The organism is Acidobacteriota bacterium, from assembly GCA_020349885.1.
Classification (GTDB): domain Bacteria; phylum Acidobacteriota.
Genome location: CP070701.1, coordinates 864,302 through 876,594, shown reverse-complemented (window position 1 = coordinate 876,594; position 12,293 = coordinate 864,302). Strand labels below are relative to the sequence as shown.

Below are 12,293 nucleotides of genomic sequence, written 5' to 3'. Positions count from 1 at the left end.
CCACACCAGGTCGTAGGCCTGCGCCATCACCTTCTCGGGGTTCGATTCGAGATACTCCAGGTCCTCCTCCCTAGGCGCCGTGAAGGGATGGTGCTGGGAGACGTAGCGCTTGGCCTCCGGGTCGTAGGCGAAGGCGGGGAAGTCCGTTATCCACGCGAAGCGCTCGGTCTTGGGGGGCACGAGGCTCTCGTCCCGGGCGATCTGGAGGCGGAGTCTTCCGAGCGCCTCGCACGCGACGCCGAACGGGGCCACGAGGAACAGGAAGGCCCCGCCCGCCCGCAGGCCGACCTTGGACGCGAGTTTCTGAACGGCGCCTTCCGAGAGATGCTTCGTGCCGGTGCCCTGGAGGGAATCCCCCGCCTTGAGCCAGAGCATGCCCGTCGCGCCGTACTGCTGAACGAGCTTCTGGTACGAGTCGATGCGCGCCCGCGAGAGGTTCTTCGCGTCCTCGACGAGAATGCCGCGCGCCACGTGTTTCTCTTGCTCAATGGCCTCGCGAAGCGGCGGCGTCTCGGTCGTGCGCATCTCGTCCGTCACGTCGGCGATCTCGAGGCCGAAGCGCATGTCGGGCGCGTCGTTTCCGAAGCGGTCCATCGCCTCGCGCCAGGTGAGGTGCGGCACGGACGCGGGAAAATCCTTCCCCGCCTCCGCGAGCATCCGCTTCATCACGCCCTCGATGACGTCGAATATGTCCTGGGGCTCGACGAACGACATCTCGACGTCGACCTGCGTGAACTCGGGCTGGCGGTGGGCGCGCAGGTCCTCGTCGCGGAAGCAGCGCACGATCTGGAAGTAGCGGTCGTAGCCCGCCACCATCAGGAGCTGCTTCATTATCTGGGGCGACTGGGGAAGCGCGTAGAACGCCCCGCGGTACAGGCGGCTCGGCACGACGTAGTCGCGCGCGCCCTCGGGCGTCGAGCGGAAGAGAAACGGCGTCTCGACCTCCAGAAAGCCGCACTCGTCGAAATACTTGCGGGCGGCGAGCACCATGCGGTGGCGCACGGCGAGGTTGCGGTGAAGCACGGGGCGGCGCAGGTCGAGGTAGCGGTAGCGCAGGCGGTGCTCCTCCTGCACGTCGGTGTCGTCCTCGATAACGAAGGGCGGCGTCTCGGAGCGGCTCAGTATCTGAAGCTCCCCCGCCACCACCTCCACCTCGCCCGTCGGGATGTTCGGGTTCACCGTGTCGGCGCTCCGGGACGCGACCTCGCCGCTCACGTAGACGACGTTCTCGCTCCGGAGCGTCTTGGCCTCCTTCAGGAGTGCCGCGTCCAGCTCCTCGCGGAAGACGACCTGCGCGTTCCCCTCCCGGTCGCGCAGCTCGACGAAGAGGAGCGACCCGAGGTCGCGCACCACGTCCACCCAGCCCGCGAGCGTTACCTGCTGCCCCTTGTGCCCGGGCCGGAGCACTCCGCACATGTGTGTTCGCTTCATGAGGAGTTCTTTCCTTTCCCGGAGCGGCCCACGGCATCAAGAAGCTCGTCCCGCGCCACGGACCTCTGCTCGCCCGTCTCCATGTCCTTGAGCGTGGCCGCCCGGTTCTTCAGCTCATCTTCCCCCAGAATCACGGCCCGGCGCGCGCCGAGGCGGTTCGCCTCCTTCATCTGCGCCTTGAGGCTCCGGCCCTCGAAGTCCACCTCCGCCGAGAGGCCCGCCGCCCGCATCTCCCGCGCCAGGCGGAGCGCCTCGCCGAGGGCGGAGTCGCCCGCGGCCGCTACGTACACGTCGAGCCGCGGCGTCTTTTCGGCCTCCGGCAGGGCGATGAGCAGCCGCTCGACGCCTCCCGCGAAGCCGATGCCGGGCACGTCGGGGCAGCCGAGCGCCTTCGCGAGGCCGTCGTAGCGCCCGCCGCCGAGAAGCGCGTCCTGCGCGCCGAGGGATTCTTGAATAACCTCGAACGCCGTGCGCACGTAGTAGTCGAGGCCGCGCACCAGGTGGGGCTCGAGCTTGTAGGCGACGCCGTAGCCGTCGAGATTCTCCCGCACCTCGGAAAAATGCCCGCGGCAGTCGTCGCACCAGTAATCCGGTATCTCCGGCGCGCCGTCGAGGACGTCACGGCACTCCCCGCGCTTGCAGTCCAGCATGCGCAGGGGGTTGCGCCCCGCGCGGGCGAGGCACTCGCGGCAGAGCTTCTTTCCCTCGGCGAACTTTACGAGCGCCTTCACGTAGGCGGGGCGGCACGCGGCGCAGCCCACCGAGTTCAGAAGGAGCGTCGTGTCCTCGACGCGGAGCGCCTCGAGCACCCGCGCGACCATCTCGAGCATCTCGGCGTCGAGCGCGGGGCTGTGGCTTCCGAGCGCCTCAACGCCGTACTGGTAAAACTCGCGCATGCGCCCCTTCTGCGGCTTCTCGTAGCGGAACATGGGGCCATAGTAGCAGAGCCGCACGAGGCCCTTGCCCTGGCAGAGGCCGGCCTGCGCGGCGGCGCGCAGGACGGAGGCGGTGCCCTCGGGCCGGAGCGTCACCGTGCGGCCGCCCCGGTCCTCGAACGAGTACATCTCCTTCGAGACGAGGTCGCTGCCCTCGCCGAGGCCACGCGCGAAAAGGGAGGCCTCCTCCATCATGGGCGTCACGATCTCGCGGTAGCCGTAGCGCGAGAAAACCCCGCGCAGCGCGGCCTCCATGGAGCGTCGCCGCTCGGCCTCGTCGGGGAGGATGTCGCGCATGCCGCGCAGGGTTTGAAACATACGCCTTATGGTAGAGGAATAGAGCGGGAAAATAAAGCGGTGAAGGTCAGATTCCCGGGCGGAGGCCCGCTCACGCCATGGCCATCCCGGCATAGGCGACCACGCTCCGGTAGTCGCCGCTTACGTCGCCGGAATTCGTGTAATCGAGAAGCTCCCCCTTCCGGGCCCCGAGCTCGCGAAGCGCCACCAGGGCCGCCGTGGCCGGGGCGGCGCCGCACATCGTGATGCGGCGCTCCTGAACGACGCGATGGAGCGCCTCGGCGTCGAGACTCTCCAGCGCGTCGAGCGCGTAGCGGTCTTTCGCGCGCGCGCTTTCGGCGCTCTCGAAGTGCGTCATGTCGGAGCTGATGAGAATCATAACCAGCTCCTCGCTCTGGCGGACCACCTCCGCCACGGCGCGCCCGAGCGCCTCCAGGTCGCCGAAGTCCGGCGTGCCCACGACGACGGGGAGCATGCGAAGCGACGGAAGCAGCGTCTGCAAGAACGGCACCTGGACCTCCAGCGAGTGCTCCCGCTGGTGGGCGAGCGTATCCGCTTCGGCCTCCGGGCATGCCGCAAGGAGCGCCGCCGCGAGCGTTTCGTCCACATGCACATCGCCGAGCGGCATCCGCCACGCCCCCTCGGCATAGACCGAGACGGGCGCCCCGACACCCGTGTGGTTGGGGCCGAGCATCAGGACAAGAGGGGGAAACTCAACGCTTCCGTAGACGACGCCCGCCGTCTTGCCCGAATACATGTAGCCCGCGTGGGGCACCATGACGCCGCGCGCCGGGCGCTTCCGCTCCGGGAAAACCAAGTAGCGCTTGACGGAGTTGCGCAGCTCCTCCTTGTCCGAAGCATAGAACTGGCCGGCGACGGCAGGTTGGCGCACCATGATAAGCCTCCTGCAATATGATAGACCCGGCGGCGCGCGCGGCGCAAGCGCCCCCGGGGCAAATCTTCCCAGGCTCCGATGCATAATAAGGAGGGAATTTCCCGGCCAAATTGCGGCAACAAAACCGTGGGCAACCCCTAATTCGCGTCCCTATTGACTTTTTACGAAAAAGGGTGTATAGTGCATTCTGTAAGAACTTGGGAGGCTCCCCATAGCCGAGCACATCCCCGAGGAGAAATAGCTTTATGACGCAGAAGCGAAAAGAAGAAACGGGCGTACGGTGCTCGTTTTGCAACAAGGATCAGCGCGAGGTCAACAAGCTCATCGCCGGGCCCGCCGTATACATCTGCGACGAGTGCGTGGACATCTGCGTCGACATCATCAGCGACGACAAGAAAATCAAGTCGCGCGGAAGCTTCGTGCGCATTCCAAGGCCTCGCGAGATCAAGGAATTCCTCGAGCAGTACGTCGTCGGCCAAGAGGGCGCCAAGAAGCGGGTGGCGGTGGCCGTCTACAACCACTACAAACGCACCGAGCTCAAGAAAGAGGATCGCAACCTGGAGCTGGACAAGTCGAACGCGCTTCTCATCGGGCCCACGGGGACGGGGAAAACGCTTATGGCGCGGACGCTGGCAAAGTTCCTGAACGTCCCCTTCGCCATGGTGGACGCCACCACGCTCACGGAAGCGGGCTACGTCGGCGAGGACGTCGAAAACATTCTTCTCAAGCTCTACATGAATTCCGGCCAAGACCTCGAAAAGACGCAGCGCGGCATCGTGTACATCGACGAGGTGGACAAAATCTGCCGCAAATCGGAAAACCCGTCCATCACACGCGACGTCTCCGGCGAGGGCGTGCAGCAGGCTCTCTTGAAGATATTGGAAGGCACGACGGCCAACGTGCCTCCCCAGGGCGGCCGCAAGCATCCGCAGCAGGAATTCCTGCAGATTGATACGACGAACATTCTCTTTATCGCAGGGGGCGCTTTCGTCGGCTTGGAGAAAGTCATCGGGGAGCGCCAGGGACGGCATACGATGGGCTTCAAGGGAAAACCCCGGGAGAAAGCCGATACGTCGAAGCTTCTCGCGGACTGCCAGCCCACGGACCTGATTAAATACGGCCTCATCCCCGAATTCGTTGGGCGATTCTCGACCGTCGCGGCGCTCCAGGACCTTGACCAAGAAGCCCTTATCCGCATCCTCAAGGAACCGAAGGACGCGCTCACGAAACAGTACCAGAAAATCTTCGAGTTCGACGGCGTAGAGATTCAGTTCACAGACGAGGCGCTCGAATCCATCGCCCACCAAGCGATGGAAAAGAACCTCGGCGCCCGCGGCCTTCGAATAATTATGGAAAATATCATGCTCGATTTGATGTACCATCTCCCCTCGGAAAAAGACCTCAAGCGGTGCGTGATCACCAAAGAGATGGTGGAACAGGAAGAGGCCGCATTCCGCCTGCTTCGAAAAGCCGTATAGGACCGCCCATCCCGACGCGATGCGCTTCCGGTCGCCGGGCGGGGTCGAGACAGATGATTTTCCCGGAGTTTCATGCTATATTTACGCACTCTCTTGATGCCGGCTGAGAAGAAGACGGGAACGGCACTGACCGTTTTACGGCCGTTCTTCTGAAAGACGTACAGCGCCGAAACAAAGTCTCACCCGAAACAAGGGTAGCTGAAAACGACTGAGAAAATGCCCGAATCGAACGACGAAAAACCGAAAGCGATAACCCCCCTCCCGGTGGTGCCTTTGCGGGAGATGATCGTCTTCCCTGGAATGATGATTCCGTTCGTGGTGGGACGGAAGGCCTCCATCTACGCCGTCGAGACCGCGCTTTCCAAGGGAAGCAAAATTTTTCTTGTCACCCAGAAAGAAGCCGAGATTCAAGAGCCCACGTCGAAAGAGATTTACAGCGTGGGCACGGTGGCGCCCGTCATCCAGAGCGTAAAGCTTTCGAGCGGAAACATGAAGGTGTTGGTCGAGGGTGAGTGCCGCGGGCGCATTCTGCGTTTTCTCGATAGTAGCTCCCACCTGGAAGCGGAGGTGCTGGTTCCCGACGTTCCCTTCCAATCGGAGGGACAGGAAACCGAAGAACTGGTCGACGAGCTGCACTTCCTCTTCAAAAAATACGCGCGGCTCAACACGTCCATTCCTCTGGACAACCTGCTTTCCTCGTTCCAGGGCAAGGATCTCGATGTCCTCACGGACGCCATGGCATCGCACCTGCCGCTGGCGACGGTGGACAAGCAGCAGGTGCTGGAAACGTTCGATGTGCCGGAACGCGCCGCGCTCCTCAAAAGGCTGCTCCAACGCGAGATTGAGCGCGTGGAGATGGACGAAAAAATTAATGACACCGTGCGAAGCCAAATGGAGCGTGCCCAGCGGGAATACTATCTGAACGAAAAGATGAAGGCCATCAAGAAGGAGCTCGGACGCAAGGGCGAAGACCTGACGGAAATCGAAGAGCTACGCCAGAAGATTCGCAACATCGGCATGCCGAAGGATGTTCAGGAAAAGGCCCTCAAGGAGATCGAGCGGCTGGAGGCCATGCCGCCCGTTTCGGCGGAGGCCACGGTGACCCGCGGATACCTGGACTGGCTCATCGACATGCCATGGAAGAAGCGCTCGCGCGAAATCCGGGACGTCAAGCGTGCCGAGGAGATTCTAAACGGCGACCACTACGGCCTCGAGGAGGTGAAGGAACGCATCCTCGAGCACCTGGCGGTGCGTCAGCTTGTGGACAAGGTGAAGGCCTCCATCCTCTGCTTCGTGGGGCCGCCGGGAGTCGGTAAAACGTCGCTTGCCAAATCCATCGCCGAAGCCACGGGACGCGAGTTTGTGCGCATCTCGCTCGGCGGGGTGCGCGACGAAGCGGACATCCGCGGCCACCGCCGCACCTACATCGGCGCCTTCCCCGGCCAGATTATCCAGCAGATCAAGAAAGCGGGTACGAAGAATCCCGTGTTCCTGCTCGACGAGATCGATAAAGTGGGCGCGTCCTACCGCGGCGATCCGGCGTCCGCGCTGGTCGAGGTGCTCGACCCCGAGCAGAACCACACGTTCATGGACCACTACCTGGACGTGGAATTCGATCTCTCGGAGGTGATGTTCCTCACGACGGCCAACGTCCTGCACACCGTCCCGCCGGCGCTGAAGGACCGGCTCGAAACCATTGAACTCTCGGGCTATACGCACAACGAGAAAACGCACATCGCCCTGGAGCACCTTGTTCCCAAGCAGCTCAAGCAGCATGGCCTGGACGCGGAGAAGATTCGCTTCGACCGGACCGCCATCGAAGAGATGATTGAGAAGTACACGCGCGAGTCGGGCGTGCGCAACCTCGAACGCGCCATCGCCCGCGTGTGCCGCAAGGCGGCGCGCCAGGTCGTCACCGAAGGCAAGAACTACGAATCGACCGTTATGTCGGGAAACTTGCCGGAATTTATGGGGCCGGCCAAATACACGGCGCAGCGCCTGGACAAGAAGTCCGAAATCGGCGTGGCGCACGGGCTCGCATGGACGAGCAGCGGAGGCGACGTCCTGACCGTCGAGGTGTCGCTTCTGGAGGGGCGCGGACGCCTGCGCCTGACGGGCAAGCTGGGCGAAATCATGCGCGAGTCCGCCAAGGCCGCACTTTCGTATGTCCGTGCGGTCATGGATCACCTGGGGGAAACAGCTGCAGCCAAAAACTTTTACCAAACTTCCGATATCCACGTGCACGTGCCCCAGGGCGCCATTCCAAAGGACGGCCCCTCGGCGGGCATCACGATCGCCGCAGCGCTCTTTTCGGCTGCTAGCGGTATTCCCGTGCGGAGCGACATTGCCATGACGGGCGAAATTACGTTGCGGGGCAAGGTTCTAACCATCGGCGGCGTGAAGGAGAAGGTCCTTGCGGCGCACCGCTTCGGGATACGGCATGTTATTCTTCCAAAAGAGAACCAAAAGGACGAGGAAGAAATTCCCGAAGAGATGCTCAAGGACATGACCTTGACCTACGTCGAGCACATGAACGAGGTGCTGGAGCGCGTGCTCGTGGAGCGGCTCGCGGTGTCGGAAGAGGCAGCGCCGAGCTCCCTGACGCAATAGCTCCGGCGTAGTATCCATCCTCCGTCCCGACGCTTGCGTCGGGACTAAGGAGGACGGGCCGAACGAAACGCATTCGATCCCAGCAAAATGGGCAACGCGCGTTTCGAGAACCAGAAGAGAAACGCATCGTCGTCCTAGAGTATAGGAGAGAAAATTCATGCCAGAACAGATGAACATTACACAACTGCAGGAAATGAAGGTCACCGAGCTGGCGGGCTTGGCTCGCTCGCTCGACCTCAAGGACATGGCGGGCCGCAAGAAGAGCGAGCTCATCTTTGAAATTCTGCGCGCCCAGACGGAACACCACGGCCTCATCTTCGCCGAGGGCGTGCTCGAATGCCACGGCGACGGCTTCGGCTTCCTGCGCTCCCCAGAGGCGAGCTACGTCGCGGGGCAGGACGACATCTACGTCTCGCCTTCGCAGATTCGCAAATTCGGCCTCCGCACCGGGGATACCGTTTCGGGCCAGGTGCGCTCCCCCAAGTCCGGGGAAAAGTATTTCGCCCTCATCAAGGTCGAGGCCGTCAACTTTGAATCCCCCAAAAAGGCCCTTGATCGCTGCCTGTTCGACACCCTCACCCCCGTGTACCCGCACGAGCGCGTCAACCTCGAATACGCCCGCGAAGACTACTCCTCGCGCGTGATGAACATCCTCACGCCCCTCGGCAAGGGGCAGCGGGGGCTCATTGTCGCCCCCCCGCGCACCGGCAAGACGATGATCCTCCAGTCCATCGCCCACGCCGTCGAAGCCAACCATCCCGAGATTACGCTCATCGTCCTGCTCATCGATGAGCGCCCCGAGGAAGTCACGGACATGAAGCGCTCCGTTCAGGGCGAGGTCGTCAGCTCCACCTTCGACGAAAAGCCCAACCGCCACGTGCAGGTGGCAGACATGGTCATTAACAAGGCGAAGCGCCTCGTGGAATACAAGCACGACGTGGTCATCCTCCTCGACAGCCTCACCCGCCTCGGGCGCGCGCACAACGCCGTCGTCCCGCCAAGCGGCAAGGTCCTCTCCGGCGGCCTCGACGCGAACGCCCTTCAGCGCCCGAAGCGCTTCTTCGGCGCCGCCCGGAAAGTCGAAGAGGGCGGCAGCCTAACGATTATCGCCACCGCCTTGATCGACACGGGAAGCCGCATGGACGACGTGATTTTCGAGGAGTTCAAGGGCACGGGCAACATGGAGCTCCACCTCGACCGCCAGCTCGTCGACAAGCGCATCTTCCCCGCCATGGACATCGAAAAGTCCGGCACCCGCAAGGAGGAGCTTCTCATCCCCGAAAGCGAGCTTCGGCGCACATGGGTGATGCGAAAAGTGCTCGCGCCGATCTCCAACATGGAGGCCATGGAGCTCCTCATCTCCAAGCTTGCGGAATTTGAAGCCAACGCCGACTTTCTCACCTCGATGCACAAGGCGTAGCGGGCCGGCAGCGCGCCGAGGCTAAAAGGGCGCACCCTGCACGGAACCGAGGCGAGAAAGAAGGTGGGGGCTCGCCCCGGATGTTTCGGTGGGGCTTGCCCCGCGAAGCTCCGACGAAGTCGGAGCGAAGTGGGGTGAGCGATGGGATTTGAACCCACAACCCCCGGAGCCACAGTCCGGTGCTCCACCATTGAGCTACGCTCACCGTTGATATTGATCCCATTATAGCACGCTTTTCCGGTCCGCTCCGCGTTGCGGGCGCGACGGGATGACCGCTTCCTTGATGTCTTCGGGGAAAGAATGTATGAGGTATTCAAGTGCGCTTTTCATTCAGGTGTTTCATAATGTAACATGTTTTCATTCATGGGTTCTTTCGCCCCAGCGAGCCTTAAAGTCGACCTGTGTAAAAATCAAGAAAATTCATTATTTTCACATAGTTAGAAGCATTCTCTCATGCCATGCCAACTTGGCATATCGATTGCTACATGTCGGGGTTAGGGAGGATTGTGCGTTCTTGATTCCTTCGCGGAAGGAACGCATAATGTAAAGAAGCGGACTTGTAGTAGGGGAAATCCATGGCTATCTACTCGTGTCCCCACGCTGCCCACAAGGACAATCCCGCGCCCCTCGCGGAAAACGCGGAGGGAGTCCTCGCGTGCGTTATGAAGCACCGCTTTGCTCTTGAAGAGGACGAGGAGATGGGGCAGGTCCTGCGCGATCTTGCTACCGGAGTCCTGCATGAGGTGCATCCTCTGGATATAAGCACGCTGCAGTACCGCCCCGAGAAGACATTCGAGGCGTGGGAGATGGATGAGACGGGCGTGGACATCGGCCTCGCGGAGCGTAAGCCTAAGGAGAAGTCAAAATCCGCCAAGTCCCGGCTGACGCCGGGCAGGCCTACCACCCCGCCGCAGAAGAAGGTTCGAAAAATTAGCACCGCGAGCATCCCTTCCCTCCAGGAAAGGCTCAATTTCAACGCGCTTGACCTGAGCCCCCTCGAGTGGAAAATCATCGCCCGTGTCGACGGGCACGCCTGCGTCAAAGACGTGATCGAGGCCTGCCGCATCGAGGCCAAGGAAGCCTACGACACGCTCGGGAACCTCATCAAGCGCGGCATCGTGGTCATCGAGGAGGACTAACGCATGCAAAAAAACCGCTCCACCGTCGAACCCGCAACCCGGGCGCCCGCGAGAGAGCCCGAGATCGAGGCCTGGACGCCGTGGCCCGAGGCGCTCGCGGGCTGGGCCGTCTTCCTGGCTTTCGCGGTGTTCCTGGTGCTGCTCGTGCGAATCTATTAACCCCCTCTTTTCTCGACCTGCCGAAGCCGGCCGGCGAGTCGGTCGACAAGCCTTTGACGGGTCGGGGCAAGCCGGATGACTTTACCGGTGGCTGCGAAGTGATTAAATACCTCGGCTCGAAACGCGAATTAATTCCCCACATCTCGGAAATCGTGCGAACCCTCGGGGGAGTCCGCGCCGCGTGCGATCTCTTCGCCGGAACGACGCGCGTCGGCCAGGCGCTCAAAAAAATGAACCTCCACGTCATCAGCAACGACACGGCCAGCTACAGCGAGGTGCTGGGGCGCTGCTACATTGAAGCCGACGCCGGAAAAATACGGCCGCGCAATGTGGAAGCCGTCCTGCGCGATTTGGCGAAGTCAAGGCCGCGCGAAGGTTGGTTCACGAAGACCTATTGCCGCGATGCGCGCTATTTTCAGCCAAAGAACGGAAAGCGCATCGAAGCCGTTCGCAACCGCATCGAAAAGATGGAACTGGGCGAGCCCTTGCGCTCCATCGCCCTCACGTCGCTCATGGAGGCCGCGGACCGCGTCGATTCGACGACGGGGCTTCAAATGGCTTACCTGAAATCGTGGGCGCCGCGCTCGCTCAATCCGCTAGAGCTGCGCGCCCCTGAAGTGCTTTCAGGAAAAGGAGAGGTTTATCGAAAGGACGCGAACGAGCTGGCGCGCGAGCTGGACAAAAAAGTTGATCTCGTGTACATTGACCCTCCCTACAATCAGCATTCCTATTTTTCGAACTACCACATCTGGGAGACGCTCGTACGCTGGGACAAGCCCGAGATCTACGGGAAGGCGCGGAAGCGCGTGGACTGCCGCACGCAACGGAGCGACTACAACTCGAAAAAGAAGGCCCGCGCCGCGTTTCAAAACCTGCTTGCAAGCCTTCGCGCAAAACACGTTCTTGTTTCCTTCAACAACGAAGGATTCATCTCTTTCGAGGAAATGGCTTCCATGCTCAAGGACTGCGGCCGAGTGGAAGCGATGGAGATAGATTACAAACGCTACGTGGGAGCCCGGATCGGCATCTACAATCCCAGCGGCGAGAAGGTGGGAAAAATTTCCCATTTGCGGAATAAGGAGTACTTGTTTCTGGTAAGCCGCAACCGACGGCCGACCGAGACGGCGGGCCGCGATAACATTCTTCCGGGCGAGTTGCCTTTCCGGGAGTCTCCTTAGGCAACTATCGGGCGGCGGGGCATGCTACGGAGGACGGGTGTAAATTCCTGCCGAACGGAGGATTCCCGGAATCCGGTTGTCCCGGCTCAGATTTATCCGGGTTTTTTTGCTCTCGGCCTCGCCGAATCCTGCACGGCTTTAAGCTCAAGGTCCTGCGCATAGCCCCACAAAGCAACGCTCGCAATAACGACAAAAGCCAGTAAACAGCGCGCGGATGCCCTCAAATACCTCACTCCGGCTGTTTCTCCGCAGGTGCCTTGGTCCCTTCTTCGGCTCCGCGCTCCGGTTTACCGGCTCGCCCCTGCAGGGCCTCCATGAAAGCGCCCATCCGCTCCTTCCGCTTCGCGTCCTTCGTCACCCCGGCGGCTTTCTCGAACATTGATTTAGCCTTCTGTAAATCCTGCTCCTCCACGTACAAAAGCCCGAGCGCTTCATAGACCCCGTCGAGAAAGACGAATTCGGGCTGGTGCTTGAGGATAAACCACAGGTCCTCGATTTCTTTCTTGCGCTCACCGGGACGCACCGAGCGATCGTGTTCATTGACGGGATTTCGGGCGTTCCGCAAGAGGCTTTCGACGATCTCCTGCGGCGTGACGGGCTTGTCCCCCCGAATGGGCGCGAAATTCGGCTTGCGGATCTCCCACAGGGCGTATGCGGTGTAGAGACTCGTGGGATATTTATCACGCAATTCCCTTACAAAATGATAATATCGATACGAGAACACACGCCGATAAACATCGATGTCCTTATT

At 61.6% G+C, this 12,293-nt stretch carries 10 protein-coding genes and 1 tRNA gene; 6 read left to right on the top strand and 5 right to left on the bottom strand.

What is annotated here, in order from left to right; all coding sequences use genetic code 11:
* From aspS to amrB, 3 genes are all read right to left on the bottom strand, one after another.
* Nucleotides 1-1,431 (bottom strand): aspartate--tRNA ligase (aspS, locus tag JSV08_03725; protein ID UCF81530.1); only part of this gene is annotated, 1,431 nt, incomplete at its 3' end.
* Nucleotides 1,428-2,684, bottom strand: a complete 1,257-nt coding sequence (locus JSV08_03720) for a histidine--tRNA ligase (protein ID UCF81529.1) — start codon at nt 2,682-2,684, stop codon at nt 1,428-1,430. The genes aspS and JSV08_03720, both read right to left, overlap by 4 nt.
* Before the next feature lie 70 nt (nt 2,685-2,754).
* Complete coding sequence (gene amrB / locus JSV08_03715) at nt 2,755-3,558, bottom strand: AmmeMemoRadiSam system protein B (GenBank protein ID UCF81528.1); 804 nt, start codon at nt 3,556-3,558, stop codon at nt 2,755-2,757.
* Nucleotides 3,559-3,803: 245 nt separating this feature from the next.
* Between amrB and clpX the strand changes: the two genes are divergently transcribed.
* The 3 genes from clpX (at nt 3,804) to rho (ending at nt 9,066) form a co-directional block, all read left to right on the top strand.
* The gene (clpX, locus tag JSV08_03710) at nt 3,804-5,036 is read left to right on the top strand and encodes an ATP-dependent Clp protease ATP-binding subunit ClpX (protein UCF81527.1); all 1,233 of its coding nucleotides are present in this window, start codon (nt 3,804-3,806) and stop codon (nt 5,034-5,036) included.
* A gap of 216 nt (nt 5,037-5,252) precedes the next feature.
* On the top strand, nt 5,253-7,646 hold the full coding sequence (lon, locus tag JSV08_03705; GenBank protein ID UCF81526.1) for an endopeptidase La: 2,394 nt from the start codon (nt 5,253-5,255) through the stop codon (nt 7,644-7,646).
* 169 nt (nt 7,647-7,815) lie between these two features.
* Entirely contained in the window at nt 7,816-9,066 is a 1,251-nt protein-coding gene (rho, locus tag JSV08_03700) for a transcription termination factor Rho (GenBank protein UCF81828.1), read from the top strand.
* A 130-nt stretch (nt 9,067-9,196) separates the two neighbouring features.
* On the opposite strand, the gene JSV08_03695 is transcribed toward rho, so the two are convergent.
* Nucleotides 9,197-9,271: transfer RNA gene (locus JSV08_03695), tRNA-His, on the bottom strand.
* A 370-nt stretch (nt 9,272-9,641) separates the two neighbouring features.
* Here JSV08_03695 and JSV08_03690 point away from each other — a divergent pair.
* The 3 genes from JSV08_03690 (at nt 9,642) to JSV08_03680 (ending at nt 11,542) form a co-directional block, all read left to right on the top strand.
* A complete protein-coding gene (locus JSV08_03690) occupies nt 9,642-10,205 on the top strand; it encodes a hypothetical protein (GenBank protein ID UCF81525.1) in 564 nt (187 codons plus the stop codon).
* Nucleotides 10,206-10,208: 3 nt separating this feature from the next.
* Entirely contained in the window at nt 10,209-10,364 is a 156-nt protein-coding gene (locus JSV08_03685; protein ID UCF81524.1) for a hypothetical protein, read from the top strand.
* Nucleotides 10,365-10,462: 98 nt separating this feature from the next.
* Complete coding sequence (locus tag JSV08_03680) at nt 10,463-11,542, top strand: DNA adenine methylase (protein ID UCF81523.1); 1,080 nt, start codon at nt 10,463-10,465, stop codon at nt 11,540-11,542.
* Between the two features lie 229 nt (nt 11,543-11,771).
* On the opposite strand, the gene JSV08_03675 is transcribed toward JSV08_03680, so the two are convergent.
* The coding region (locus tag JSV08_03675) for a hypothetical protein (GenBank protein ID UCF81522.1) at nt 11,772-12,293 on the bottom strand (522 nt) is incomplete at its 5' end.